This window comes from Aquabacterium lacunae, from assembly GCF_004310865.1.
In the GTDB taxonomy this organism is placed as follows: domain Bacteria; phylum Pseudomonadota; class Gammaproteobacteria; order Burkholderiales; family Burkholderiaceae_C; genus Aquabacterium; species Aquabacterium lacunae.
This window is the reverse complement of record NZ_SIXI01000006.1, coordinates 124,988-151,593: the sequence shown is the minus strand read 5'-3', so window position 1 is coordinate 151,593 and position 26,606 is coordinate 124,988. Positions and strand designations below refer to the sequence as shown.

At 64.5% G+C, this 26,606-nt stretch carries 25 protein-coding genes and 1 tRNA gene; 9 read left to right on the top strand and 17 right to left on the bottom strand.

Features of this window, described 5'->3' with window-relative positions; all coding sequences use genetic code 11:
* Positions 1 to 74: 74 nt before the first annotated feature.
* Positions 75 to 1,079, bottom strand: a complete 1,005-nt coding sequence (pstS, locus tag EYS42_RS14370; RefSeq protein WP_130968887.1) for a phosphate ABC transporter substrate-binding protein PstS — start codon at positions 1,077 to 1,079, stop codon at positions 75 to 77.
* A gap of 252 nt (positions 1,080 to 1,331) precedes the next feature.
* On the opposite strand from pstS, the gene EYS42_RS14365 reads away from it, so the two are divergent.
* The gene (locus EYS42_RS14365; RefSeq protein ID WP_130968886.1) at positions 1,332 to 1,826 is read left to right on the top strand and encodes a fasciclin domain-containing protein; all 495 of its coding nucleotides are present in this window, start codon (positions 1,332 to 1,334) and stop codon (positions 1,824 to 1,826) included.
* A gap of 104 nt (positions 1,827 to 1,930) precedes the next feature.
* Here EYS42_RS14365 and glmM read toward each other — a convergent pair whose 3' ends face one another.
* From glmM to EYS42_RS14345, 4 genes are all read right to left on the bottom strand, one after another.
* Positions 1,931 to 3,259: a phosphoglucosamine mutase gene (gene glmM / locus EYS42_RS14360; RefSeq protein ID WP_130968885.1), complete on the bottom strand. Its 1,329-nt coding sequence runs from the start codon at positions 3,257 to 3,259 to the stop codon at positions 1,931 to 1,933.
* A gap of 64 nt (positions 3,260 to 3,323) precedes the next feature.
* Positions 3,324 to 4,184 carry a dihydropteroate synthase gene (gene folP / locus EYS42_RS14355; RefSeq protein WP_130968884.1) on the bottom strand — a complete coding sequence of 287 codons (861 nt, stop codon included), beginning with the start codon at positions 4,182 to 4,184 and terminating at the stop codon, positions 3,324 to 3,326.
* Positions 4,185 to 4,249: 65 nt separating this feature from the next.
* Positions 4,250 to 6,160, bottom strand: coding sequence for an ATP-dependent zinc metalloprotease FtsH (gene ftsH, locus EYS42_RS14350; protein WP_245503655.1), 1,911 nt, complete (start codon positions 6,158 to 6,160; stop codon positions 4,250 to 4,252).
* A gap of 205 nt (positions 6,161 to 6,365) precedes the next feature.
* Entirely contained in the window at positions 6,366 to 7,040 is a 675-nt protein-coding gene (locus EYS42_RS14345) for an RlmE family RNA methyltransferase (RefSeq protein WP_130968882.1), read from the bottom strand.
* An 18-nt stretch (positions 7,041 to 7,058) separates the two neighbouring features.
* Between EYS42_RS14345 and EYS42_RS14340 the strand changes: the two genes are divergently transcribed.
* Positions 7,059 to 7,529 (top strand): YhbY family RNA-binding protein, encoded by a 471-nt coding sequence (locus EYS42_RS14340; protein WP_130968881.1) that lies wholly within the window; start codon positions 7,059 to 7,061, stop codon positions 7,527 to 7,529.
* Here the strand turns inward: EYS42_RS14340 and EYS42_RS14335 are convergent, their stop codons facing one another.
* The 4 genes from EYS42_RS14335 to carA form a co-directional block, all read right to left on the bottom strand.
* Positions 7,530 to 7,985: a DUF4149 domain-containing protein gene (locus tag EYS42_RS14335; protein WP_130968880.1), complete on the bottom strand. Its 456-nt coding sequence runs from the start codon at positions 7,983 to 7,985 to the stop codon at positions 7,530 to 7,532.
* 20 nt (positions 7,986 to 8,005) lie between these two features.
* Entirely contained in the window at positions 8,006 to 8,482 is a 477-nt protein-coding gene (greA, locus tag EYS42_RS14330) for a transcription elongation factor GreA (protein WP_130968879.1), read from the bottom strand.
* A 151-nt stretch (positions 8,483 to 8,633) separates the two neighbouring features.
* Positions 8,634 to 11,909, bottom strand: a complete 3,276-nt coding sequence (gene carB, locus EYS42_RS14325) for a carbamoyl-phosphate synthase large subunit (protein WP_130968878.1) — start codon at positions 11,907 to 11,909, stop codon at positions 8,634 to 8,636.
* A complete protein-coding gene (carA, locus tag EYS42_RS14320; protein WP_130968877.1) occupies positions 11,910 to 13,097 on the bottom strand; it encodes a glutamine-hydrolyzing carbamoyl-phosphate synthase small subunit in 1,188 nt (395 codons plus the stop codon). It lies immediately after the preceding gene.
* Positions 13,098 to 13,355: 258 nt separating this feature from the next.
* Here carA and bfr point away from each other — a divergent pair, with 258 nt between their 5' ends.
* From bfr to EYS42_RS14295, 5 genes are all read left to right on the top strand, one after another.
* Positions 13,356 to 13,832, top strand: a complete 477-nt coding sequence (gene bfr, locus EYS42_RS14315; protein ID WP_130968876.1) for a bacterioferritin — start codon at positions 13,356 to 13,358, stop codon at positions 13,830 to 13,832.
* Positions 13,833 to 13,955: 123 nt separating this feature from the next.
* Entirely contained in the window at positions 13,956 to 14,180 is a 225-nt protein-coding gene (locus EYS42_RS14310) for a (2Fe-2S)-binding protein (protein ID WP_130968875.1), read from the top strand.
* A gap of 95 nt (positions 14,181 to 14,275) precedes the next feature.
* The gene (locus tag EYS42_RS14305; RefSeq protein WP_130968874.1) at positions 14,276 to 14,824 is read left to right on the top strand and encodes a hypothetical protein; all 549 of its coding nucleotides are present in this window, start codon (positions 14,276 to 14,278) and stop codon (positions 14,822 to 14,824) included.
* Positions 14,825 to 14,911: 87 nt separating this feature from the next.
* Positions 14,912 to 15,919 carry a D-2-hydroxyacid dehydrogenase family protein gene (locus tag EYS42_RS14300; protein WP_130968873.1) on the top strand — a complete coding sequence of 336 codons (1,008 nt, stop codon included), beginning with the start codon at positions 14,912 to 14,914 and terminating at the stop codon, positions 15,917 to 15,919.
* Between the two features lie 8 nt (positions 15,920 to 15,927).
* The gene (locus tag EYS42_RS14295; protein WP_207301167.1) at positions 15,928 to 17,145 is read left to right on the top strand and encodes an MFS transporter; all 1,218 of its coding nucleotides are present in this window, start codon (positions 15,928 to 15,930) and stop codon (positions 17,143 to 17,145) included.
* On the opposite strand, the gene EYS42_RS14290 is transcribed toward EYS42_RS14295, so the two are convergent.
* The 4 genes from EYS42_RS14290 to EYS42_RS14275 all read right to left on the bottom strand — a co-directional run bounded on the left by EYS42_RS14290 (position 17,129) and on the right by EYS42_RS14275 (position 20,659).
* On the bottom strand, positions 17,129 to 18,739 hold the full coding sequence (locus EYS42_RS14290) for a cryptochrome/deoxyribodipyrimidine photo-lyase family protein (RefSeq protein ID WP_130968872.1): 1,611 nt from the start codon (positions 18,737 to 18,739) through the stop codon (positions 17,129 to 17,131). The two genes, EYS42_RS14295 and EYS42_RS14290, sit on opposite strands and share 17 nt — an antisense overlap.
* 3 nt (positions 18,740 to 18,742) lie before the next feature.
* A complete protein-coding gene (locus EYS42_RS14285) occupies positions 18,743 to 19,087 on the bottom strand; it encodes a hypothetical protein (RefSeq protein ID WP_245503654.1) in 345 nt (114 codons plus the stop codon).
* Positions 19,088 to 19,150: 63 nt separating this feature from the next.
* Complete coding sequence (gene rlmB / locus EYS42_RS14280; RefSeq protein WP_130968871.1) at positions 19,151 to 19,897, bottom strand: 23S rRNA (guanosine(2251)-2'-O)-methyltransferase RlmB; 747 nt, start codon at positions 19,895 to 19,897, stop codon at positions 19,151 to 19,153.
* 42 nt (positions 19,898 to 19,939) lie between these two features.
* Entirely contained in the window at positions 19,940 to 20,659 is a 720-nt protein-coding gene (locus EYS42_RS14275; RefSeq protein WP_130968870.1) for an ABC transporter ATP-binding protein, read from the bottom strand.
* A 242-nt stretch (positions 20,660 to 20,901) separates the two neighbouring features.
* Here EYS42_RS14275 and EYS42_RS14270 point away from each other — a divergent pair, with 242 nt between their 5' ends.
* A complete protein-coding gene (locus tag EYS42_RS14270; RefSeq protein WP_342635527.1) occupies positions 20,902 to 21,495 on the top strand; it encodes an arylesterase in 594 nt (197 codons plus the stop codon).
* 27 nt (positions 21,496 to 21,522) lie between these two features.
* Here the strand turns inward: EYS42_RS14270 and phaR are convergent, their stop codons facing one another.
* The 4 genes from phaR to EYS42_RS14250 all read right to left on the bottom strand — a co-directional run bounded on the left by phaR (position 21,523) and on the right by EYS42_RS14250 (position 25,687).
* Positions 21,523 to 22,077, bottom strand: a complete 555-nt coding sequence (phaR, locus tag EYS42_RS14265; RefSeq protein WP_130968868.1) for a polyhydroxyalkanoate synthesis repressor PhaR — start codon at positions 22,075 to 22,077, stop codon at positions 21,523 to 21,525.
* Between the two features lie 211 nt (positions 22,078 to 22,288).
* Positions 22,289 to 22,365: transfer RNA gene (locus EYS42_RS14260), tRNA-Val, on the bottom strand.
* 65 nt (positions 22,366 to 22,430) lie between these two features.
* The gene (locus tag EYS42_RS14255) at positions 22,431 to 24,737 is read right to left on the bottom strand and encodes a RelA/SpoT family protein (protein ID WP_130968867.1); all 2,307 of its coding nucleotides are present in this window, start codon (positions 24,735 to 24,737) and stop codon (positions 22,431 to 22,433) included.
* Positions 24,734 to 25,687 (bottom strand): alpha/beta fold hydrolase, encoded by a 954-nt coding sequence (locus EYS42_RS14250; RefSeq protein WP_245503653.1) that lies wholly within the window; start codon positions 25,685 to 25,687, stop codon positions 24,734 to 24,736. The genes EYS42_RS14255 and EYS42_RS14250 overlap by 4 nt, the downstream gene beginning before the upstream one ends.
* Positions 25,688 to 25,765: 78 nt before the next feature.
* Between EYS42_RS14250 and EYS42_RS14245 the strand changes: the two genes are divergently transcribed.
* Complete coding sequence (locus EYS42_RS14245; protein ID WP_130968866.1) at positions 25,766 to 26,548, top strand: 3-hydroxybutyrate dehydrogenase; 783 nt, start codon at positions 25,766 to 25,768, stop codon at positions 26,546 to 26,548.
* The last annotated feature ends 58 nt before the right edge of the window (positions 26,549 to 26,606 follow it).

The following is a 26,606-nucleotide window of genomic DNA, read 5'->3' as shown; positions in this document are numbered from 1 at the left end:
TCCTCCGGTCAACCCTTGAAATACTTCAACTGCATGTGGACAGGCCGGGCAGGTGCCCGGCCGTTTTCAGAGGATCACTTGATGGTGGCCCATTGCTTGCGGACCAGGTCCTTGACCGTGGCAGGCAGCGGCACGTACTCGAGTTCGGTGGCCGCAGCATCCCCGTTGGCGTAAGCCCACTCGAAGAACTTCAGCGAAGCCGCGCCTTGCTCGGGCTTGTCCTGCTTCTTGTGCATCAGGATGAAGGTGGCACCGGTCAGGGGCCAGGCGTCCTTGCCAGGCTGGTTGGTCAGGATCTGGTAGAAGCTCTTGGACCACTCGGCGCTGGCGGCAGCGGCCTTGAAGGTGGCGTCATCGGGCTGCACGAAGGTGCCCGCAGCGTTCTTCAGGGTCACGTGCGACATCTTGTTCTGCTTGGCGTAGGCGTACTCGACGTAACCGATCGAGTTGGGCAGGCGCATCACGAAGGCCGACACACCCTCGTTGCCCTTGCCGCCTGCACCGGTGGGCCAGTTCACGGCGGTGCCCTCACCCACCTTCGACTTCCAGTCGGCGCTGACCTTCGTCAGGTAGTTGGTGAAGATGAAGGTGGTGCCAGAGCCGTCAGCACGACGCACCACGGCGATCGGCGCGTCAGGGAGGGCCACGCCCGGGTTCAGGGCAGCAATGGCGGGGTCGTTCCACTTCTTGATGGCGCCCAGGTAGATGTTGGCCAGCAACTCGCCGGTCATCTTGAGCTGACCCGGGGCGATGCCCTTGACGTTGACCACGGGGACGACACCACCGATGACGGTGGGGAACTGGGTCAGGCCATCCTTGGCCAGCTCTTCGTCCTTCAGGGGCATGTCGGTGGCACCGAAGTCAACGGTCTTGGCCTTGATCTGCTTGATGCCGGCGCCGGAGCCGACCGACTGGTAATTGATCTGGATGCCGACCGACTTGCTGTAAGCCGACGCCCACTTGGCGTAGATCGGCGCCGGGAAGGTGGCGCCGGCGCCTGTCACGTTCTGGGCAAACACCGAACCGGCCACCAGGGCCAGGGAAGCAGCAACAGCAGCACGGATCATGTTGAATTTCATGGCTCGCCTTTCAAGCGGAATGACAACGACTTCGATGCCGCGAACTGTAGGCAGCGATTGTGACGAAGACATGACAGAAAAGGAATGTCTGTCACATTCGCTGTGTGAAATTTTATGGCGGCCACGTCGGCGTCCGAAAACATGGTCGTCATGCCTGCGTCACGCAACCGTCACCGAAGTGTCACGAGATCACCGTAATGTGACAGGGATGGCCCACGACACGAGGCCACCACCGTCCAGATGGAGCATCCAATGACCACCACCACCCGTTTCACCGCTTGGCGCCTGGCCGCCCTCACCCTGGCTTCGGCCTTTGTCCTGGGCGGCTGCGCCAGCACCACGCCCCAGGCCCAGCTGGCCGCCCAGGCTCCGGAGCTGAGCACGTTCCAGGCGCTGGTTCGCCAGGCCGGCCTGGACGCCGCACTGGCCGACCAGGAAGTGACCATCTTCGCGCCGACCGATGACGCCTTCAAGGACGTGCCTGCTGCCACGCTGGACAAGCTGGCCAAAGACCCCGAGCAGCTCCGTCAGGTGCTGAACTTCCACATGGTCAATGGCAAAGTGCTGGCGGCCAACGTGACCAGCAACACCGCACTGGACACCCTGCAGGGCGCCAAATTGAACGTGTCGAAGGCGGGCGATTATCTGGTGGTGGAAGAAGCCATGGCCACCCGGACCGACCTGAGCAGCGGCAAAGCCACCATCCATGTGGTCGACCGCGTGCTGATGCCGCCCAAGAAGAAGTGACCGCCGCCTGCCACCCTGGCAGGCTTCGAAAGGCAAAGCGCCCCGGGTCAAACCGGGGCGCTTTGCCTTGTGCAGCCCGCACGCGAGTTGCGTGCGCACAATCGTCAGGCCAGCGTGGCCGCCAGCTGTTCGCAGCAACTCACGGCCAGGGCTTCGTCTTCCGCTTCGACCATCACACGCACCAGCGGCTCGGTGCCCGAGGCGCGGATCAGGATGCGGCCTCGGCCTTCAAGACGAGCTTCCACCTCGGCACGTGCGGCTTCCAAACCAGCATTCGCCTGCCAATCCTGACCCGGCTTCAGGCGCACATTGATCATTTTTTGCGGGAACAGCCTCACATCGGCCAGCCAGTCGGTCAGCGAACGCTGGCTGCGCACCACCGCCTGGAGGATCTGCAAGGCACTGACGATGCCATCGCCCGTGGTGTGGCGGTCCAGCGCCAGCAGGTGACCCGAGCCCTCCCCACCCAGCTGCCAGCCGCGCGCCGACAGCTCTTCCAGCACATAGCGGTCACCCACCTTGGCACGCACAAAGCCAATGCCCTGCTTTTGCAGCGCCAGCTCCACCGCCATGTTCGTCATCAGGGTGCCCACAGCGCCCGGCACGGCTTCGCCACGGGACAGTCGGTCGGCCACCATCACGTACAACAGTTCATCGCCATTGAAGAGGCGGCCCTGTGCATCGACCATCTGCAGACGATCGGCGTCACCGTCAAGGGCGATGCCGTAGTGCGCGCCCTGGGCCTTCACCGCCTCGACCAGGGCTTCAGGGTGGGTGGCACCCACCCCCTTGTTGATGTTCATGCCATCGGGCTGAACGCCGATCGAGTGCACTTCGGCGCCCAGTTCATGGAACACATGCGGAGCCACGTGATAGGCCGCCCCATGCGCACCATCGACCACCAGCTTCATGCCTTTGAGCGACAAGCCGGCATCGAAGGTACTCTTGCAGAACTCGATGTAGCGGCCGCGCGCATCTTCAAGACGGCGGGCCTTGCCCAGCTCGCTGGACGGCACCCACACCGGCGCCGATTCCAGCGCGGCCTCGACATCCAGCTCCCACCGATCGGGCAGCTTTTCGCCGTGGGCCGAGAAGAACTTGATGCCGTTGTCGGGAAACGGGTTGTGCGATGCACTGATCACCACCCCCAGGCTCAGCCTGAGAGCTCGGGTCAGGTAAGCCACGCCGGGCGTGGGCAGCGGCCCGGTGAGGAGGACATCGACCCCGGCCGATGCAAAACCTGCTTCCAGGGCCGATTCAAGCATGTAACCGGAAATGCGGGTGTCCTTGCCGATCAGCACCGTGGGGCGCGCCTCGGTGCGCTTGAGCACCTGCCCCACCGCATGCCCGAGGCGGAGCACGAAATCAGGGGTGATGGGGGCCTGACCCACGGTGCCGCGGATGCCGTCGGTGCCAAAGTACTGTCTGCTCATGGGTTCGCGGTGAAATCTCGCTGCGGGAAGGGCTGCATTATGGGCCGGGCGCCGCGCGCCCCGCTCACCCGATCAAAGGGGTCGATGTGCGCAATTCCGCCGGCAAGTGCACCGCACGCCACACCTTGAGCGCATCCACGGTCGCAGCCACATCGTGCACACGCACCACGCGGGCCCCATGCAGCACCCCCGCGAGCGCAGCCGCGACACTGGCAGGCATGCGGGCTTCCACCGGCTGCCCGGTCACCACACCCAGCGTTGATTTGCGCGACCAGCCCACCAGCAGCGGTCGCCCCAAGGCCAGGAACTCACGCTGGCGCGCCAGCAAGGCCAGGTTCTGCTCGGGCGTCTTGCCGAAGCCCACACCCGGGTCGAGGGTGATGCGCTCCGGCGCCACGCCCTGGGCCTGCAGTGCTTCGTCACGCAGACGCAGGAACGCGCTGACTTCTTGCATCACGTCGTCATACTGGGTGAACTGCTGCATGGTGGCCGGGTCACCCCGCATGTGCATCAGGCACACGCCGCAGCGCCCATGGGCCGCCACCAAGGCCTCAGCCCCCGGGTCACGCAGCGCCTGGATGTCGTTGATGATGTCTGCGCCAGCATCAAGGGCCTGGCGCATCACTGCAGTCTTCCAGGTGTCGACGCTCACCGGCACCCCCAGGGTCACCGCTGCCTTCAGCACCGGCGCCAGACGCGCCCATTCCTCGTCGGCGGGCAAGGTGGGTGCGCCGGGGCGACTCGACTCAGCCCCCAGGTCAAGGATGTCGGCGCCCTCTCTCACCAGCTGCTCGCATTGGGCCAGCGCATCGGCCGGGGACAGGTAACGCCCCCCGTCGGAGAACGAATCAGGCGTCACGTTCACGATGCCCATCACACGGGGCTGGCTGAGGTCGATGTCGTAACGGGTGGTCTGCCAACGCATGCAGGGCTCCGCAAATGAGAAACGGGGCTTGCGCCCCGTTCATGGTGTGAGGTGGTCAGCGCGACTCAGACCGCTGCCGGCGCACCGTCGGTGCTCATCGGCGGGTTGCTGCCACCATTGGGCTTGTTGGTGGGAGGCGTCCAGTCCTTGGGCGGGCGGGGTTCGCGGCCCTTCATGATGTCTTCGATCTGCTCGGCATCGATGGTTTCCCAGTCCAGCAGGGCCTTGGCCATGGCGTGCATCTTGTCCTGATTGTCCTCGATCAGCTTGCGGGCAATGGCGTATTGCTCGTCGATGATCTTGCGGATCTGCTTGTCCACCTTCTGCATGGTCTCTTCCGACATGTTGGTGGTCTTGGTGATCGAGCGCCCCAGGAAGACTTCACCTTCGTTGTCGGCGTAGACCATGGGGCCCAGCTCGTCGGTCATGCCGTAGCGGGTGACCATGTCACGGGCGATGGCCGTGGCGCGCTCGAAGTCGTTCGAGGCACCCGTGGTCATCTGGTCCATGAACACCTCTTCGGCGATGCGACCACCGAACAGCACCGAAATGGTGTCCAGCATGCGGCTCTTGTCCATGCTGAATCGGTCGCCCTCAGGCAGCTGCATGGTCACACCCAGCGCACGACCGCGCGGGATGATGGTGACCTTATGCACCGGGTCGGTCTTGGGCAGCAGGCGCGCCACCAAGGCATGGCCAGCTTCGTGGTAAGCCGTGTTCTTGCGCTCTTCCTCGGGCATGACCATGGACTTGCGCTCGGGGCCCATCATGATCTTGTCCTTGGCCTTTTCGAAGTCCTGCATTTCGACCACGCGGCCGTTACGGCGGGCGGCGAACAGGGCAGCTTCGTTGACCAGGTTGGCCAGGTCGGCACCCGAGAAACCTGGCGTGCCACGGGCCAGGATATCGACCTTGATGTCCTGACCGACCGGCACCTTGCGGATGTGCACGTTCAGGATCTGCTCGCGACCGCGCACGTCCGGCAGGGTCACATACACCTGGCGGTCGAAACGACCGGGGCGCAGCAGGGCCGGGTCCAGGATGTCAGGGCGGTTGGTGGCCGCGATCACGATCACACCCAGGTTGGTCTCGAAGCCGTCCATCTCGACCAGCATCTGGTTCAGGGTCTGTTCGCGCTCGTCGTTGCCGCCGCCCAGGCCGGCACCACGGTGGCGGCCCACAGCGTCGATTTCGTCGATGAAGATGATGCAAGGCGCATTCTTCTTGGCCTGCTCGAACATGTCGCGCACACGGGAAGCACCCACGCCCACGAACATTTCCACGAAGTCAGAACCCGAGATGGTGAAGAAAGGCACCTTGGCTTCGCCCGCGATGGACTTGGCCAGCAGCGTCTTGCCAGTGCCCGGAGGGCCGACCATCAGCACGCCACGGGGGATGCGGCCCCCCAGCTTCTGGAACTTCTGCGGGTCACGCAGGAAGTCGACCAGTTCCTTGACTTCTTCCTTGGCCTCATCACACCCTGCAACATCGGCAAAGGTGATCGAGTTGTTGGATTCGTCCAGCATGCGGGCGCGGCTCTTGCCGAAGCTGAAGGCACCACCCTTGCCGCCGCCCTGCATCTGGCGCATGAAGTAGATCCAGACGCCGATCAGCAACAGCATGGGGCCCCAGGACACCAGCAGGCTCATGATGAGCGAGGGCTCTTCGCGGGGCTTGACGTCGAACTTGACGCCGTAGTTGATCAGGTCACCGACCAGACCGCGGTCGAGGTAGGTGGCCGTGGAGCGCAGACGCTTGTCGTCGGTGGTGGTGGCCACGATTTCAGTGCCGCCAGCGCCACCTTCCTGCAGCGTGACGGCCTTGATGCGGCGGGCACGCACTTCTTCCAGGAAGTCGGAATACGCGATCTGCGAGCCCCCGGTTGTGGTCCGGTCGAACTGCTTGAACACGGTGAACAGCACAAGTGCCACCACCAGCCAGACAGCGACCTTCGAAAACCATTGATTGTTGTTCACCGAGGCTCCTTCACGATCAGAGGCACAGCCGCACCGGGCGGCCACACTGCACAACAAGGCCACCATGGCCGTCGCTGCTCAGTGCATGTGAGGATGATTCTAGAGCAGTCAAGAGCCCCCTGCAGCGACAAGGAGGGCTGTCGAGGGCCCGAACAGGCCCTGTAATCACGTCCATCCGGAAATTCAATGGGGTTTCTGACCGAAATCAGCCATTTTTGAGGCCGATGCCCACCAGAAAGGTTTCGGACGAGCGGTCGCGCGAGGCCTTCGGTTTGATGGCTTTCACCACACGGAAGTGAGCCTTGAACAATTCCACCAGCTGGGAATAGCCACTGCTGTGGAACACCTTGCACACCAGCGCACCATTTTTCACCAGGTGGTTCTGCGCGAAATCGATGGCCAGCTCGATCAGGTGCTCCACCCGGGCTGCATCGGTGATTTCCACGCCGCTGAGGTTGGGTGCCATGTCGGACACCACCACATCGACCGGCCGACCACCCACGGCCTCTTCCAGTTGCTTGAGCACCACTTCTTCGCGGAAATCGCCCTGGATGAAGTGCACACCTTCGATCGGCTCGAATTCCAGCAGATCGAGCGCGATGATGGTGCCGTTCAGGGCGCCAACGGCCGCACCGCCGGTGCCAGCTTCCTTGGGGGCGAACTTTCGGCGCAGGTACTGGCTCCAGGCGCCAGGGGCCGCCCCCAGGTCGACCACGAGCTGCCCTGGGCGGATCAGCTGAAGGCCTTCGTCGATCTCCTTGAGCTTGTAGGCGGCACGCGACCGGTAGCCCTCTTTGTGGGCCTGGCGCACGTACGGATCGTTGACGTGGTCGTTCAGCCAGGCCTTGTTGATCTTCTTGCTTTTGCTTTTGACTTTCATGGCGGGGATAATACCGAGATGCCTGTTCTTGAACTGACCATTGCCGAGCGCCGCGTGTTTCGCGCGGACGCACACCATTTGAACCCCGTCGTGATGATCGGCGCCGACGGGTTGACGCCTGCTGTCCTGAAAGAAACCGACTCCGCACTGAAGGCCCATAGCCTGATCAAGGTGCGTGTGCTGGGTGACGACCGGGAGGCCCGCGAATCCATCATGACCCAGATCTGCGACCAGCTCAACGCGGCCCCGATCCAGCACATCGGCAAGCTGCTGGTGATCTGGCGCCCAGTGCCCGAAAAGCAGCGAGCAGAACCTGAAGCCGACCGCGGCGGCAAGGGCGTGCGCGAAATCAAGATCCTGAAGTTCTCCAAGAATGGCTCGGGCCGTCCGGAGATCAAGAAGCTGCGCGTGGCCGGCAACGAGCGCGTGACGGCTGGCGGCCTGATCAAACGCGCCAAGAAGCGCCAGGCCAGCAAGAAGCAGGGCTGATCAGCCCTTGATGCCGCTGAGCCGCCAGGCCAGCGTCAACACCATCACGCCCTTGAGCCAGAACATGCTGGCCGAGATGGCGTGCAGCGCACCGAAGCTCAAGGCCGTGGGTTCCCCGGCCTTGGCGGCGGCGATCATGGGGTGCAGGGCGAACTGACCAAACACCGTCAGAAACAGCGCCCCCAGCACCAGCAGCAGCTGGGCCGTCATGCCAGCCGAGCCGCCTTGCACTTCCGCCAGGTCACGCACGCGACGGCGCTCCAGTGCAAACAGCAGCATGGCCATGCCCAGGCTGACCTTGGCCTCGACCGCAAAGATCTGGCCTGCGCCCTGCCCTGCGGTCTGACGCTCCAGCACCGCAAACAAACTGGGGGCCGCGATGCCCCCAACGGCCACGATGGCGCCCGCCCACAGGCCGGCCAGCCACACCTGAAGGCGCAACAGCGTGGAGTTCATGGAGTCGGGCCTGCCGTCGTTCAGATGTAGCGCACTTCGATGATCTCGTAGCTGCGGTCACCACCCGGCGCCTGCACCACGGCCACGTCACCGGCTTCCTTGCCGATCATGGCGCGCGCGATCGGCGAGCTGATCGACACCAGGCCTTGCTTCAGGTCGGCCTCGTCGTCACCGACGATCTGGTAGGTGACCACGTCGCCCGTGGCTTCGAGCTCCATCTCGACGGTGGCACCGAACACCACGCGGCCGCCCGCGTCCAGCGTCGAGGGGTCGATGATCTGCGCGGCCGACAGCTTGCCTTCGATTTCCAGGATGCGGCCTTCGATGAAGCCCTGCTTGTCCTTGGCAGCGTCGTACTCGGCGTTTTCCGACAGGTCACCCTGGGCACGCGCCTCGGCAATGGCCTGCACCACGGCAGGACGCTCGACGTGCTTGAGTCGGTGCAGTTCTTCTTTGAGTTTTTCAGCGCCGCGCTTGGTGATGGGAATGGTCGACATGGTGGCTGTCTCCTTTGTGGAGGCAAGGGAATCGGGTTCAACAAAAGACAGAGCCGCTGCCCTTGAGGCCCATCGTGCGATGAGCGCCGGGCGCGGCCCTTGATGTCGTTCACCTGCGGCCGCGGATGCGAACCGCAGGTGGCTGCACAGTTTAGTGCAGTTTGGCGTGCATCTCCTGCACCGAGTACACCACCAGGTCGTCCTGGTGCTTCATGGCTTCCACAGCGGCTTCGCAGCCGGCCATGGTGGTGTAGTAGGTGATGCGGTTGGCCAGCGCAGCCTGACGGATGCTGCGCGAATCGGCGATGGCGGTGCGGGTTTCGTCCACCGTGGTGAACACCAGCTGGATGTCGCCGTTCTTGATGGCGTCCGAAATGTGCGGGCGGCCGTCCTTCACCTTGTTCACCGGCTTGACAGGGACGCCAGCGGCCGCAATCGCCGCTGCCGTGCCCTTGGTGGCCACGACGCTGAAGCCCAACGCGACCAGGTCGCGGGCCACGGCCACGGCGCGGGCCTTGTCACCGTCCTTCACCGAGATGCACACCGTGCCCCTGGTGGGCAGGCGCGAACCGGCACCCAGCTGCGACTTGAGCATGGCTTCACCGAAGGTGTCACCCACGCCCATGACCTCGCCGGTCGAACGCATTTCAGGGCCAAGCACAGGGTCCACACCCGGGAACTTGTTGAACGGGAAAACAGCCTCCTTGACCGTGAAGTAAGGCGGCACGACTTCGCGCGGGGCCTTGCCGTCAGGCGACTTCTGGTCCTTGAGCTTCTGGCCGGCCATGCAGCGCGCGGCGATCTTGGCCAGGGGCTGACCGGTGGCCTTCGACACGTAAGGCACGGTGCGCGAAGCACGCGGGTTCACTTCCAGCACATAGACCGTGGCGGCGTCGAGGCCCTTGGTCACGTCGCCCTGGATGGCGAACTGCACGTTCATCAGGCCGACCACATTGAGGGCCTTGGCCATCTGGGCGGTCTGGCGGCGCAGCTCGTCTTGCAGCTCGGCGCTCAGGGTGTAGGGCGGCAGAGAGCAGGCCGAGTCGCCCGAGTGGACGCCAGCCTGTTCGATGTGCTCCATGATGCCGCCGATCATGACGTCGGTGCCATCAGAGATGCAGTCGACGTCGACTTCGACGGCGTCGTTCAGGAAGCGGTCGAGCAGCACGGGCGACTTTTCAGACACGCGCACGGCTTCGCGCATGTAGCGCTCGAGGTCCTTGTCGCCATGCACGATTTCCATGGCGCGGCCACCCAGCACGTAGCTGGGACGCACCACCAGCGGGTAGCCGATTTCGTTGGCCAGGGCAATGGCTTCGTCTTCGGCACGGGCGGTGCGGTTGGGCGGCTGCTTCAGACCCAGCTTGTGCAGCAGGGCCTGGAAGCGTTCGCGGTCTTCGGCGATGTCGATGCTGTCCGGCGTGGTGCCGATGATGGGCACGCCATTGGCTTCGAGGTCCAGCGCGAGCTTCAGCGGGGTCTGACCGCCGTACTGCACGATCACGCCCACCGGCTTTTCCTTGGCCACGATTTCCAGCACGTCTTCCAGCGTCACGGGCTCGAAGTACAGGCGGTCGGAGGTGTCGTAGTCGGTCGAAACGGTTTCCGGGTTGCAGTTGACCATGATGGTCTCGTAGCCGTCTTCGCGCATGGCGAGGGCGGCGTGGACGCAGCAGTAGTCGAACTCGATGCCCTGGCCGATGCGGTTCGGGCCACCGCCCAGCACCATGATCTTCTTCTTGTCGGTGGGCTCGGCTTCGCACTCGCCGCCTTCGGTCTCGTAGCACGAGTACATGTAGGCGGTCTGCGTGGCGAACTCGGCCGCGCAGGTGTCGACGCGCTTGTAGACCGGGCGCACGTTCAGCGCATGGCGGGCCTTGCGCACGGCATGCTGGTCGGTGCCCATCAGCTTGGCGATGCGGCGGTCAGAGAAGCCCTTTTGCTTCAGGTAGCGCATCTCGGCAGCCGACAGCGTGTCCAGCTTGCGGGCCTTGATCTGGGCTTCGGTCTTGATGATGTCTTCGATCTGGGCCAGGAACCAGGGGTCGACCTTGGTTTCTTCGAAGACTTCATCCAGGCTCATGCCCAGACGGAAGGCGTCACCCAGGAACAGGATGCGCTCGGGACCGGGCGTGCCGATCTCTTCGATCACTTCGTCCTTGTCGTTGCTGCGCTCGGTCAGGCCGTCGATGCCGGTTTCCAGGCCACGCAGGGCCTTCTGGAACGATTCCTGGAAGGTGCGGCCCATGGCCATCACTTCGCCCACCGACTTCATCTGGGTGGTCAGGCGGCTGTCGGCAGCGGGGAACTTCTCGAAGGCAAAACGCGGGATCTTGGTGACCACGTAGTCGATCGAGGGCTCGAACGAGGCCGGGGTGGCACCGCCGGTGATGTCGTTCTTGAGCTCATCGAGGGTGTAACCCACCGACAGCTTGGCCGCGATCTTGGCGATCGGGAAGCCGGTGGCCTTGGAGGCCAGGGCCGACGAACGCGACACGCGGGGGTTCATCTCGATCACGATCATCCGGCCGTTGTCCGGGTTGATCGAGAACTGCACGTTCGAGCCGCCGGTTTCCACGCCGATTTCGCGCAGGATGGCGATCGAGGCGTTGCGCAGCAGCTGGTACTCGCGGTCGGTGAGCGTTTGTGCCGGGGCCACGGTGATCGAGTCACCGGTGTGGATGCCCATGGGGTCGAGGTTTTCGATCGAGCACACGATGATGCAGTTGTCCGCCTTGTCGCGGACCACTTCCATCTCGTATTCCTTCCAGCCGATCAGCGATTCTTCAATCAGCAGCTCGTTGGTGGGCGACAGGTCGATGCCGCGCTTGCAGATCTCTTCGAACTCTTCGGCGTTGTAGGCAATGCCGCCACCGGTGCCACCCAGCGTGAAGCTGGGGCGGATCACCATGGGGAAGCCCGAGCCGCCGATTTCGGCCGTGATGCGCTTTTGCACCGCCCAGGCTTCTTCCAGCGTGTGGGCAATGCCCGACTTGGCGGAATCCAGACCGATCTTGGTCATGGCTTCCTTGAACTTCTGGCGGTCTTCGGCCTTTTCGATCGCGTGCTCGTTGGCACCGATCATCTCGACCTTGTACTTGTCGAGCACGCCGTGCTTGTGCAGGTCGAGTGCACAGTTCAGCGCGGTCTGGCCACCCATGGTGGGCAAAATGGCATCAGGCCGTTCCTTGGCGATGATACGCTCGACCACCTGCCAGGTGATGGGCTCGATGTAGGTGACGTCGGCCGTGTTGGGGTCGGTCATGATGGTCGCAGGGTTGCTGTTGACCAGGATGACCTTGTAGCCTTCTTCGCGCAGGGCCTTGCAGGCCTGGGCGCCGGAATAGTCGAACTCACAGGCCTGGCCGATGATGATCGGGCCGGCGCCAATGATGAGGATGCTCTTGATGTCGGTGCGCTTTGCCATTTATTTTTGCTCCGCCTTGTGCGTAGTCATGAGCGACACGAAGCGGTCGAACAGATAAGCGATGTCGTGCGGGCCCGGCGAGGCTTCCGGGTGGCCCTGGAAGCAGAAGGCGGGCTTGTCGGTGCGGGCCAGGCCCTGCAGGGTGCCGTCGAACAGCGAGATGTGCGTGGCACGCAGGTTGGCGGGCAGCGACTTCTCGTCCACGGCGAAACCGTGGTTCTGGCTGGTGATGCTGACGCGACCGGTGTCCAGATCCTTCACGGGGTGGTTGCCGCCGTGGTGGCCGAACTTCATCTTGAAGGTCTTGGCGCCCGAGGCCAGGGCCATGATCTGGTGACCCAGGCAGATGCCGAAGGTCGGGATGCCGGTGTCGATCAGGGTCTTGGCGGCAGCGATCGCGTAGTCGCAAGGCTCCGGATCACCAGGGCCGTTGGACAGGAAAATGCCGTCAGGATTGTGCTTGAGCACCTCGGCAGCCGGCGTCTTGGCAGGCACCACGGTGACCTTGCAGCCGCGCTCGGCCAGCATGCGCAGGATGTTGCGCTTGACGCCGAAGTCGTAGGCCACCACGTGGAAGGTCGGGGCGGTCTGCTTGCCGAAGCCGGGCTTGCCGCCCAACTCGGGGTTGGCCAGCTTCCACTCGGTCTCGTCCCACACGGTGGAGTCGGTGCGGGTGACGACTTGAGCCAGGTCCTGGCCGGCCATGCTGGGGGCGGCCTTCGCATCGGCCACGGCCTTGGCGATGATCTCCGGGGTAATGGCCTGACCGACCGGGAGTGCGACGATCACGCCGTTCTGGGCACCCTTGGTGCGCAGCAGGCGGGTCAGCATGCGGGTGTCGATGTTGGCGATCGCCACGGTGCCCTGGGCTTGCAGGTACTGCGACAGCGTCTGGCTCTGGCGGAAGTTGGACGTGCGGATGGGCAGGTCCTTGATGATCAAGCCAGCGGCATGGACTTTCGGGGCTTCGATGTCTTCCTCGTTGACACCATAGTTGCCGATGTGCGGATACGTCAGGGTGACGATCTGCCGGCAATAGCTGGGGTCTGTGAGGATTTCCTGGTAGCCGGTCAGCGAGGTGTTGAACACGACCTCACCAACCGTCTGACCGGTTGCACCGATCGAAGCGCCGTGAAAGACCGTGCCGTCTGCGAGGGCCAGAAGAGCTTGGGGCAGTACGGGCAGCACGGGTAATTTCTCCGTTGTTGTATGCGCCCAGCACTGCCGTGTCTGCCTGCCGCACGCGCCTGTTCAGGCTGGCGCAAGGCGTGACATGATCGTGTCCAGAGGAGGAGACGAAACGGATTTCGCTAGGCGGGGGTGGTTGCGGGTAAACCTTAGGAGTATAACCGATCCTCCGAAGGGCTCAGGCCGGCGCCTTCGCAAAGCGGCCCTCTTCCTCACCAGACTGCACCACAACGGGGCACAACCCCAGAAGGAAACGGCATGAAAGGCGACCCCATCGTCATCCAGCATCTGAACGCCCAGCTCAAGAACGAGCTGACGGCCACCAACCAGTACTTCCTGCACTACCGCATGCTCAAGCACTGGGGCTTCGACAAGCTGGCCAAGAAGGAGTACGAAGAGTCGATCGGCGAGATGAAGCACGCCGACAAGCTCATGGAACGCATCTTCACCCTCGACGGGCTGCCCAACCTGCAGGACCTGGGCAAGCTGCTGATCGGCGAGGACGTGCCCGAGCTGCTCCAGTGTGACCTGACGCTGGAAACCGGTGCGCAGCAGACCATCAAGGATGGCATCGCCTACTGCGAATCGGTGCGCGATTACGTGTCACGCGATCTGCTGCAGATGATCCTGGACGACACCGAGGAGCACATCGATTTCCTGGAGACTCAGATCGACCTGATCGGCAAGGTGGGCTTGCCCAACTACCTGCAATCACAGATGGGCGAGCTGAGCTGAGCTGACCGACGCAGGCAGGGCATGGAGGGGTTGCCCCTCCCTCATTCAGGCTATTGACTGCGAATCATTCCTATTTGAGAATGCATTCACTTTCGCAATCGCCCGGCTCCAGCGCCCTGCCCCATGATCGTCTGTGTCTGCCACCGCATCTCCGACCGAGACATCGCTCGCCATGCCCAGCAAGGCATTTCGTCCTTTGACGAATTGCAAATGGAATCTGGCGTGTCGACCTGCTGTGGCAAGTGCGAAAGCTGTGCCCGCGACACCTTCGAGCAGGCCCGCCAGCACCACACCATTGCCTTGATCCGCAACGCGTCGCAATTCACGCAAGCGGCGAAGAAGGCCTGAACCCGTCGTCTTTTCCCCCCTCAAGCCTGGCCTGTTTGGGCCGATAACTCCCCCGATGGCGCCACTTCGTGCGCCCTGTCCCGACGGGGGAGCCCATGGCTTCGTTTTTCTTCATCGACGATCACCCCACCCGTGCTGGCCGCAAGTCTGGCGCCAAGGCTGTGCCTGCGGGTGACACCTCCAGCGCGAAGACTGATCCGGCGCAGACCGCTTCGGCAGACCCTGCCCATGGGCAGTGGAGCACGACATCGACGCTGCGCAAGGAAGTGCAGCCCCCCACCCTGTTCACCCGCAGCGAGCCCCAATGGCGGCGCTGGATGACCACTGCCTGGCACTGGCTCTGGGACGACGAGGACCTGGAAGAGCACCCCCGCGTGCTGCGAGGCCTGAACCAGGTCAAGGCCGAATTCCTGTCGGTGGTGTGGGATCTGCAGTCTTACGCGGCCACCAATGTGCGCGAGTCGATCACCCAGTCCCGATCGCTGCGCGAGTTGTGGCACCTTCGCGCCACCGTGTTCAGCGTGATCGCCACGCACCGCGGACAGGCCGAGGCGCACCGCCGACTGGAAAGCCTGGATGCGCACTTCCCCGTGCGCATTTCAGCGCATGTGGACACAAGCAGCGGCCGCACTGCTCGCTGGTGACGTTGACGGCGACCCGGGTGATGGCCTTTCGGTCACCCAGGTTGTCAAGCCGTTGCACAATGTGGGGAGAATCCCTGCCTCCCCCCAATGAACATCATCATCCTCGATGACTACCAGGACGCTGTGCGCAAACTCAAGTGCGCCAGCAAGCTCGACGGTTTGAACGCCAAGGTCTACACCAACACCGTGAAGGGCATCGGGCAACTGTCGGTGCGCCTTCGAGACGCTGAAGCACTGGTGCTGGTCCGCGAACGCACCCACTTTCCCCGCCAGCTGCTGGAGAAGTTGCCCCGTCTGCGTCTGATCTGCCAGACGGGCCGTGTGGGGTCGCACATCGACATCGAGGCCTGCACCAAGCTGGGCATTGCCGTGGCGGAGGGGGTGGGTGACCCTACCGCGCCAGCCGAGCTGACCTGGGCACTGACCATGGCGGCCATGCGCCGTCTGCCGCAGTACATCGGCAATCTCAAGCATGGTGCCTGGCAGCAATCAGGACTGAAGGCAGCCTCGATGCCCACCAACTTTGGCCTGGGCATGACGCTCAAGGGCAAGACACTGGGCGTGTGGGGTTACGGCCGCATCGGCCGCCAGGTCGCTCAGTACGGCAAGGCCTTCGGCATGCACGTGACCGTGTGGGGCAGCGAGGCCTCGCTGGCCGCAGCACTGGCAGACGGCCACGTGCCGGCCCCCAGCCGCCAGGCCTTCTTCGAAGCCTGCGACGTGCTCAGCCTGCACCTGCGCCTGACCGACGACACACGCCATGCGATCACGCTGGACGACCTGCTGCGCATGAAGCCCACAGCCCTGCTGGTGAACACCTCGCGCGCCGAGCTGCTGGAAGAAAACGCCCTGGTGACAGCGTTGAACCGCGGACGCCCTGGCATGGCGGCAGTCGATGTGTTCGAGAGCGAACCCATCCTGCAAGGCCACCCGCTCTTGCGCCTGGAAAACGCTGTGTGCACGCCGCACATCGGCTACGTGGAGCAGGAGAGCTACGAGCGCTACTTCAGCGCGGCATTCGACAACCTGCTGGCCTTCATGGCGGGCAATCCGACGAACATCGTCAACCCTGAAGCCCTGCGTGTTCAGCACTGAGCCTCTGCATGGAAGTTGAACGCAGCACCTCCCCGCGGCAACTGCAAATGGCCCGCTGGGCACTGTTGTTCGGCAACTTCGTGATCGGCTGCGGCGTGATGGTGGTGGGCGGCACGCTCAATGACCTGATCGCCAGCCTGAAGATTTCGGTGACCCAGGGTGGTCACCTGATCGCTGTGGCCGCCGTGATGATGGGTGTGGGGGCGCCGCTGATGGCTGCAGCCATTGGCGGCATGGACCGGCGGCGCCTGCTGGCACTGACCATGCTCTGGTACGCCTTGGGCCATGCCTTGTGCGCATGGGCACCCGATTACGACTGGTTGTGGCCTCTGCGTGCCGTGACCGTGCTGTCGGCGGCTGTGTTCACCCCCCAGGCGGCAGCCACGATGGGTTTCATGAGCACCCCGGCACACCGCGGTCGGGCCATCACCTTCGTGTTCATGGGCTGGGCCGTGGCATCGGTGGCGGGCATGCCGCTGACCGCGTGGGTAGGCGAGCGCCTGGGCTGGCGTGTGGCCATGGGCGCCATCGCGGTGGCATCGGTGATCTCTGCTGCCTGGGTGTGGAAGGGGTTGCCGAAGGGCATACGCCCTCCGGCCATGTCGCTGCGCGCATGGCGCAAGATCTTCCAATCCCCCTTGTTGCTGGCCGTGGTGGTGGTGACCTTGTTCCAGAGCGCCGGACAGTACGCGCTGCTGGCCTACGCCGCCCCCTACTACAAGACCGATTTCGGGGCCTCACCCGAAGAGATCAGCCTCATGTTCGGCTTCTTCGGCGGGTTCGCCCTCCTGGGCAACCTGGTGCTGAACCGGGTGATCGACCGAACTGGCCCGGCCCAGGCGGTGACCACCACGCTGGGCCTGATCGTGCTGAGCCTTTTGTTGTGGCCGCTGGCGCCCACCCTGCCCTGGCTGGCAGTGGTCACCCTGCCCTGGGCTTTGAGCGGTTTTGCCACCAACTCGGGGCAGCAGGCGCGGCTGGGCGGGCTGTCGCCACGCCTGGCGCCGGCGCTGATGTCGCTGAACACCTCTGCGATTTACCTGGGTCACGCCGTGGGTGCCTCGGCGGGTGCCTGGGTGCTGGCCCATCCGGAACCTGGACGCACCGGCTACCACAATCTGCATTGGGTGGGCGTGGTGCTGGTGGGCGCGGCCTGGGCCATCAGCGCCTGGGCGGCTCGCCAGCAGGTCAAGGCCGATGCAGCCGGACTCAATCCAGCAGACTGAGCTGTTGCGGCCCTCCGCCGTCGTCATCCCCAGCGCTGACAACCCGCCCGCGGCCTGAATGGGCCTTGCGCACTCGCCCGCCCTCCCGGTTCGGATTGCGGCTGCCATGTTTCGCATACACCTTGGCCGACGTGGCCCGCACCTGAGGCACCTGCTTGCGCTCGTGCAAGGTGTCCCGGGCGCGACGGGCTGCATCAGACAGGTCCACCAGCGGCAAGGGGTAGGTCTGCCCCAGCACCACCCCCGCTTCGTCCAGCACCCAGGGCGAGGCCAGCCAGGGTGTGTGCAGGTCAGCATCGGGCAGATGGGCCAATTCAGGCACCCACCGCCGGATGTATTGCCCCTGAGGGTCATGCTCCTGACCTTGCTTGATCGGGTTGTACACGCGCACCGTGTTGATGCCCGTGACTCCCGATTGCATCTGCGCCTGCGGGTAGTGGATGCCAGGCTCGTAATCGAGAAACTGGCGCGCCAGATGCAGGGCAGGCTCGCGCCAGTGAAGCCACAGCAGGTGGGTGGCCACGCTCATCAGCATGGCCCGCATGCGAAAGTTCAGCCAGCCCGTGGTGCGCAATTGCCGCATGCAGGCATCGACCATGGGCCAGCCGGTGCGGCCTTCGCACCAGGCCTGCAACCGGGCGTGCTCGTCGGCGGTGAGCGCCCCTTCGTTTCGCAGGCCATCAAAGCCGGGGTGCACGTTGTGGAACTCGATGCCGGGCTGGCTCTCCAGCTTCTGGATGAAGTGGCAATGCCAGTGCAGGCGCGACTCGAAGCTCTGCAGGCTTTTCAGCCAGACGGGATCTCTGTGAGGCTCGGGCAACGCCAACACCTCGGCGCGCGCTTGCCACACCGCATGCACGCACTCGCGCACCGAGACGCTGCCCCACGCCAGGTGCGGCGACAGGCGCGAGCAAGCCAAGGGGGCAGTCAGAGGACTGGACATGGCCTGCCGATACAGCCGACCACGCCCTCCAAGAAAGGAATGCAATGCACGCTCGGCCCTGGACCGCCCACCACGCTGACGACCGCGTTTATCGACAGCATCAGGGCCTTGGCCCGCGCTGTCAGGGGGCGGCGCGGCGTTCCATGCAGGCAAGCTGCTGCAGCCGGCCCATTCGATGGCTTGAGGCGTGGGCCATGGCTCGGGCGACGTGTGGCGCAGCCAACGATCGGCCCACCGATCGCGGTCACGCAACCCCCGCACCACCCCATGCTGAGGTGCCTCGTGCCAGGGCACGCCATGGGCGCGACACCACGTCGCCACGCGGCGGTCACGCTGGAAGGTCCAGTCGTTCCCGGTTTCTTCGTGGCTGTGCAGCACGAACGCCCCGGTTTCATCGAGCACACGGCGCAGGGCTTCTTCAATGGTGCCCGGCCAGGTGTGCAAGGTGCCGCCACTGGCTTGCGCCCAGGCCTGGACCTCGTTCAGGCACTCGCGAGCGAAACCCAGGTGCTGCGCTGCGGCATCGGGCTGCTGCCACCGCTCGGGCTCATGGCACCACAACAAAAGCACCGGCCCTTGCCGGGTCGCCTGCAGCAAGGGCAAGTGGTCGGTCCAGCGAAGATCGCGCTTGAACCAGACCACCTGCCACATGCTTCACCTCGGGCTTTCGAAAAACACGTACGTCGAATAATCGGAGACCTCGAAGTACACGCGCTTTTCGTCGGAATCGATTTGCCCGTTGAGGTTCTCGTCGTAGACCCCATAACCATAGCGGTAAGAGCGGGGATTGTTGTCGCTGGTGCCCAGCGCTGTCGAAAGCTTGTCGACCTTCAGGAAGCGCTTGACCACCATGTTGCCGGCATACACCTCCATCACCCCATTGGTGCCGGTCCAGTTCTGGATGTCGCGCTTGATCTGGTTCTGCTGCTCCTGGGTGCAGGCGCCCAGGGTGAGCAGCAAAGGCAGGACCATCAGCGCCCAGGGTTTGAAAGAAGCCATGTTGCCTCGCGGAAGGTGAGGATGTGTGGACATGCGTGATGAAACGCCAGGAAAGGAGCGCGCTCAGCCGCGGGTGAAGCCGCGTTGGCGGCGGGCTTCGTACAGGCACACGGCGCTGGCCACCGACACGTTCAGGCTTTCGACGCCCCCCATCATGGGAATGCTGACCAGCTGGTCGCAATGTTTGCGGGTGAGTTGGCGCATGCCCTTGCCCTCGGCACCGAGCACCAGGGCCGTGGGCACCTTGAAATCGGCCGCGTACAGAGTGCCAGGCGCGTCATCGGACGTGCCCGTGACCCAGATGTCGCGCTCTTTGAGTTCGCCCAGGGTGCGCGCCAGGTTGGTCACCATGAAGTACGGCACGGTCTCGGCTGCGCCACTGGCCACCTTGGCCACGGTGGCATTGATGCCCACCGCGTGGTCCTTGGGGGCGATCACCGCGTGCACACCCGCACCGTCGGCCACACGCAGGCAGGCGCCCAGATTGTGCGGATCGGTGATGCCGTCGAGCACCAGGATCAGCGGCGGCTCTTCGATGCCGTCGAGCAGGTCGTCCAGCGAATGGGTGTGCTGAATGGCGTCCACTCGGGCCACAACACCCTGGTGACGGTGGGTGCCGCACAGCTTTTGCAGGCGATCGTCGTCCAGTTCGGTGATGGTGACGCCAGCTTCTTCGGCCCGGGCCAGGAATTGGCGCATGCGCTGGTCTTTGCGACCCGCATCGACCAGCAGTTCACGCACGGAATCGGGGGCCACCTTCAGGCGAACGGTGACGGCGTGAAACCCGAACAACAGTTGTTTTGCACTCATGGGGCGATGGTACTGCAGCCCCCAAGTCGCACAGACGCTTCTTCAGGTGCTTTCTTCGGTCAGGCGCCCCTGCTGCACCCGCAGCACTCGCTGACAGCGCCGGGCCAGTTGCAGGTCATGCGTGACGAGCAGCAGCGCCGTGCCAAGGTCGGCATTGAGGCTGAACATGAGATCGATCACGGCCTGCCCCGTGGCATGGTCCAGACTGCCTGTGGGCTCATCGGCCATCAGCAAGGCCGGCTGCACCACGAAGGCGCGGGCCAGGGCCACGCGCTGCTGCTCGCCCCCCGACATGACGGTGGGGCGGTGCCCGAGGCGCTCACCCAAGCCCACGCGTCGCAGCATGGCCGTGGCCAGCTCATGCGCACGGGTTTCGCCGCGCAATTCCAGCGGCAACATCACGTTCTCCAGCGCGGTGAGGTGGCCAATCAGCTGGAAATTCTGGAACACGAAGCCGATGTGGGCGGCACGGTGTGCGGCCCGCTGGTCTTCACCCAGCGCGAACAGGGGCTGCCCGGCCAGCCACACCTCGCCACTGCTGGGCACATCCAGCCCCGCCAGGATGGACAAGAGCGTGCTCTTGCCCGAACCAGATGCACCGACCAGGGCCACGGTTTCACCGGGCTGCACGGCCAGACTGGCTCCCTGCAAGATGCTGAGCGCCCCGCTGCTGTCGGTCACAGTCTTGGTGATGTCTTGAGCACGCAGCACGGGCGAAATCGACGAGGGAGCGCTGGAGCGGGTGACGTGATGGTCAGGCATGAGGGCAGACGAAGCAGCAACCCATGCACTCTACGCCACGCCGCAATCCCTGGTGGCGTGCCAGCCCATGTAGCTTGTCGTATCGTTCACCCATGCCACAGCATCAAACCCATTCTGTCCATCCGGGCCGTCGCCTATGGCTCACCGGCCTGGCCACCTGTTCCGCACCGCTGCTCTGGGCGCTGACAGCGGGCAACGCGCTGGGTGCGCCCCAGGGAGTGCCTGCGTCCACAGCCGGCACATTGTCAACCGCGCCCCTGCTGATCCTGGGCGACAGCCTGTCTGCCGAATACGGTCTGCCTCGCGGCCAAGGCTGGGTGGCCCTGATGGAGGCCAGACTGCGCGCCAAGGGGCCGACGATCCCGGTGGTCAACGCCAGCATCAGCGGCGAGACCACGGCGGGTGGCCTGAGCCGCTTGCCTGCCCTTCTCAAGGCGCACCGGCCCGGCGTGGTGGTGATCGAGCTGGGTGCCAACGATGCCTTGCGCGGGCTGTCGCTGAAGGTGACCCAGGACAACCTTTCCAGGCTGGTGAGCCTGGCCCAGGCCCAACGCGCCGAGGTGGTGCTGGTGGGCATGCAGATGCCACCGAATTTCGGGCAGCGCTACGCGGACCAGTTCGCGGCCCTGTTCACCACCGTGGCGCAAACCCACCGGGTGCCTCTGGTGCCGTTCATGCTGGCGGGCGTGGCCGACCGACCGGACGCACGCGACTGGTTCCAGGCCGACGGCATCCACCCTCAGGCCAAGGCCCACCCGGTGATCCTTGACCGCAACATCTGGCCCGTGCTGCTGCCTGTGCTCAATGCCCTGCAGAAGCCTTCAAAGAAGCGCTGAGGCCCCAAAGGCCTCAGCCGCGAGGGCTCACTTGCGGGTACCGGGGAAGTTGCCAAGGTTGCCCATGAGCGACTCGGCCTGCTTGGTCATCTGCTCCTGCATCTGCGTGAACATCTGCGTCGACTGCTCCATGTAACTCGTCATGAAGCTCTGCATGGGGTTCGGCAGGTTCACCATCGAGTTCTCGGTCAGTTTGGCCTGCAGATCGATGAAGGACTGGATGTTCTTTTCCAGGTAGTTGCCCATCATCCCCTGCATGGTGTGGCCGTAGAAGCGGATGATCTGGGCCAGTGCCTGGGTGGAGAACATGGGCACCCCCCCCGTCTCCTCCTCCAGAATGATCTGCAGCAGGATGGACCGGGTCAGGTCATCGCCCGTCTTGGCATCGACCACGGCGAAGTTTTCGCAGGCCATGACCATGTCTTTCACGTCAGCCAGCGTGATGTAACTGCTGGTCTGGGTGTCGTACAAACGCCGGTTGGGATATTTCTTGATGGCCCGCACACCGGGGGGCACACTGGCAGACGAAGGCTCGTCTCCGGATTCAGACCGGGCGCGACGGCTCTTGGGGGCTGTGGTCATACCATCTCCTGTATGCGGCCCATTGTAGGGCTCTAGCCCACACTGAGGGCGCCGAAGTGGCCTGGCCAAGCCGGGCATTTGCTCACCCGATGGCCCCGATGGAACCCTCGGACGGTACGCTAGCGCGGGAGGGGAAACCAAAGCGTGCCGACAACCAGGAACGGGGCAAAACAAAAACCCCTTGCACCGAACGATGCAAGGGGCTGGATTCTGGTAGGCGCAATTGGATTCGAACCAACGACCCCCACCATGTCAAGGTGGTGCTCTAACCAACTGAGCTATGCGCCTGCGAGAACGAAACTATAACACTGTTTTTGCAGCACCTGCAAGATTTTTGAAAAAAGTGGCGCGCGTCATTTGCGCCGGGCCTTGAGCACGCCATCGACCTGGGCCACCTTGGCCAGCAGGCCTTGCAAGCGTGCGGTATCAGCCGTCTGCAGAGTCAGGCTGATGGCCACGCGCTCACGCTGGGCCTGGCTGTGCATGGCCGACACATGAGCCTTGCCTTGGGCAAAGGCGTCGCACACATCACGCAGCAGGCCCGGGCGGTCCAGCCCCTCCACCAGCACATCGACCGCGTACTGGTCTTCTTTGTCGCCCGCCGACGAACGCCCCCAGGTGACCGGGATGACGCGCTCGGGGTTCTGGGCCGCCATCTGCCGCCAGTTGCTGCAATCGAGCCGGTGCACGGCCACGCCCTTGCCGCGCGTGACATAGCCACCGATGGCATCGCCCTTGGCAGGCTTGCAGCAGCGAGCCAATTGCGTGAGCAGCGAATCCATGCCCACCACCAGCACGCCTTTGCCCTGCATGGCCGCTTCGGGCTGGCCCGCTTTGTTCAGGCGCTGGGCCAGCCACTGGTCGGCATCGACGGAAGGTTCTGCCGGTTTGAGCAGCGCCTCCACGTTCTTGAGCGAGTACTCGTCCTTGCCCACCACCTCGAACAGGGCCTCGGCGCTCTTGAAGCCCAGGTCGGAGGCCAGGTCGTCGAGCTTGAGCGCGGTGCGCCCCATCCGCTGCAGCAGTTTTTCCACCTGCTCGCGCCCGCGCGCCACGGTTTCCTGCAGGGCCAGGGCGTTGAACCATGAACGCACCTTGGCGCGTGCACGTGGGCTGTTCACGTAACCCAGCTCGGGGTTGAGCCAGTCACGCGAGGGGCCACCTTCCTTGGCCGCCACCACCTCGACGGTCTGGCCACTGCGCAAGGTGGTGTTCAGGGGCACCATGGCGCCATCGACCCGTGCGCCCCGGCAGCGATGGCCCAGCGTGGTGTGCACGGTGTAGGCAAAGTCGACCGGCGTGCTGCCAGCAGGCAGGTCGATGATGGCACCCTCAGGCGTGAAGATGTAGATGCGGTCTTCGAACAGGCCGGGGCCGCCGGGCACCTGCTCGGCCTCGCTGCTGGCCAGATCACGCTCCCAGGCCAGCAGCTGACGCAGCACGGTCTTGCGCGCTTCGGCCACGCGGCTTTCGAAATCACCGGCAGCCTGCACGCCGGCATAGCCTTTGGCACCCGCTTCCTTGTAGGCCCAATGGGCGGCCACGCCGCTTTCGGCATGGTCGTGCATGGCCTGGGTGCGGATCTGGATCTCGATGGGGCGGCCGGCATCGTCCATCACCACCGTGTGCAGCGACTGGTAGCCGTTGGCCTTGGGCCGCGCGATGTAGTCAGAGAACTCTTCGGGCAAGGGCTGCCAAAGTTCGTGCGTGCGGCTGAGGGCGGCGTAGCAGGCCGGAACGTCCGGCACGATCACGCGCAGGGCTTGCAGGTCGAACACACGGTCGAGCGACAGGCGCTTGCCCTGCATCTTCTTGTAGATGCTGTAGATGTGCTTGGGGCGGCCTTGGACCAGGGCGTTCAGGCCCATGGCCTGCAGGGCATCGCTCAGGCGCTGGCGCGCGGCCTCGACCTGCTGTTCGCGGTCGACACGCTTGCTTTCCAGCGCCCTGGCGATGTCCTTGTAGGTGTCGGGCTGCAGAAAGCGGAAGGCCAGGTCTTCCAGTTCCCACTTGATCTGCCAGATGCCCAGCCGGTTGGCCAGGGGCGCGAACACCTGCAGCGATTCGCGGGCCAGGGCCTTGGGGCAGGCCTGCTTGCTGTCGGCGTAATGGCGCAGGGTCTGCAGGCGCGATGCCAGGCGCACCAGCACCACGCGCAGGTCACGCGAGAAAGCCAGCAGCATCTTGCGGATGCGCTCGATCTGCTCGGCTGGCAGCGGGCCGTCGGTGTCGTCGCCCAGTGCGTCTCGGGCACTGCGCTGCACTTGCACCAGCTTGCGCGTGGCGCTGGTGAGCTGGGCCATGTCGTCACCAAAAGCGCGTGCGATCACTTCGTCGGCCGGGGTGAGGTACTCGCTGGCATAGACCAGATAGGCCGCAGCACGCAATGCAGGCGGGGCCCCGATGCCTTGCAGGATGGTGGCCGTGCCGTCGGCATGGGCCAGGGCAGGCTCACCGGTGTCGAAACGCTGTTGCAACAGCAGGGGCTCGGCGAACGCCCGCGCGCGCTGCAGAAGCGCCGTGCCCTGCCCTTCAGGCAAGGTGTCGCCCGGGGCCAGGTCGGCCCAGGCCACGATGGCAGCAGGCGCATCACCTGTGATCACGGAAGGCGGCTCGCCCGGCACCAGGCCGGTGGTCGGCTGCAGAAAACCCGTCTTCATGCCAGCAGGAACCCCTCCACCACGGCCACCTGGTCGTCGGCCACCAGGGTGGGCGCATGGCCCACGCCAGCGAATTCGACCAGCCGAGCCTTGGCACCCCGCTGGGTCATCTCCTGGGCGGTGTCGGCATCCAGCAGGTCGGACTCGGCGCCACGCAGCAGCAGCGTGTCGGCCTTGAGCCCGTCGTACATCTGCCAGACCGCGGCCTGCCCGGCAGCGGCACCTTCTGCATCGATGGCCTTGAACGGGATGGCGATCGAGGGGTCGTAATGCAGGACGAAACCCACACCGCCAGGGGCCGGGCGCAACATGGGTCGCGACAGGGCCAGCCACTGCGCCGGCGTGTGCGGGCCGAAACTGGTGGAAATGCTCCAGAGGTAGTCGGCGGCCTCTTGTTCTGTGGCGAACTGGCGTGGCACGCCGAGGTAGTCACCGATGCGCACGATGGCTTCGTAGCGCAGGCGCGGGCCCACGTCGTTGAGCACCATGCGGCGCAGTTGGGCCCCGGTGGCTTGAGGCGGCACGGTGGACAAGGCCAGGCCGATCAGCCCCCCCATTGACGTGCCCACCCAGTCGATGGACCAGTCGGCCGCCGTGATGCCTTTGCTGGCCTTGAGGTGCTGCACCAGCTGCACCATGTCGCCCGCATAGGTCAGGATCTGGTACTGCTGCGGCTCGGCCAGCCAGTCGGAATGCCCACGTCCGGCCACGTCGGGACAGACCACATGGCAGTGGGCGCTGAGGCGCTGCGCCAGCACATCGAAATCTCGGCCCTGGCGGCTCAGACCATGCACGCACACCACTGTGCGCGGGTTGGCCGGATCACCCCAGCTCCAGTAAGCCATCTGGTGGCCGGCGGGGTCGGTCTTGCTGGCCCCGGGGCAGCGGACATGGTGCAGCGTGGGCGATGTCGACGGCGATGAAACGGTGGTTTGATTGGCTTGATTCATGCTGTGCCTACGGGGTGGACGACCCATAATGGGCCGAAGCAATCATTTTGTTTGGCAATGACCCCACAGGAGGCCCGAATGTTGAAAGGAAAAACCGCGCTTGTCACCGGCTCGACCAGTGGCATTGGCCTGGGCATGGCCCGCCAGCTGGCCGCACAGGGCGCGAACATCATTCTCAATGGCTTTGGCGACAGCGAAGGCCCCAAGGCCGAAGTGTTGCAGGTCGGCAGCGCCCACGGCATCCGTGTGGGTTACCACGGGGCCGACATGTCCAAACCCGCCGAGATCGAAGCCATGGTGGCCTACGCGAACGCCGAGTTCGGTGGCGTGGACATCCTGGTGAACAACGCCGGCATCCAGCACGTGGCCAATGTCGAGAACTTCCCCGTTGAGAAGTGGGATGCCGTCATCGCCATCAACCTGAGTTCGGCCTTTCACACCACGCGCCTGGTGGTGCCGGGCATGCGTGCGAAAAACTGGGGCCGCATCATCAACCTGGCCTCGGCCCATGGTCTGGTGGCGTCGGCAGGCAAATCGGCCTACGTGGCGGCCAAGCATGGCCTGGTGGGGCTGACCAAGGCTGTGGCCCTGGAAACCGCGACCACGGGTGTGACCTGCAACGCCATCTGCCCCGGCTGGGTGCTGACCCCGCTGGTGCAAAAGCAGATCGATGACCGCGCGGCGAAGGGTGGCATCACCGTGGAAGAGGCGCAGAAAGACCTGCTGGGCGAAAAGCAACCCTCGCTGCAGTTCGTGACCCCGGCCCAGCTGGGTGACCTGGCCGTGTTCCTGTGCTCCCCCTCGGCCGACAACGTGCGCGGTGTGGCCTGGAACATGGACGGCGGCTGGGTGGCGCAGTAAGCCGCTCCAGAGCGACAGGCCATGGCAGGCGGCCTGCATTCATTAAGATGCAGGCCCT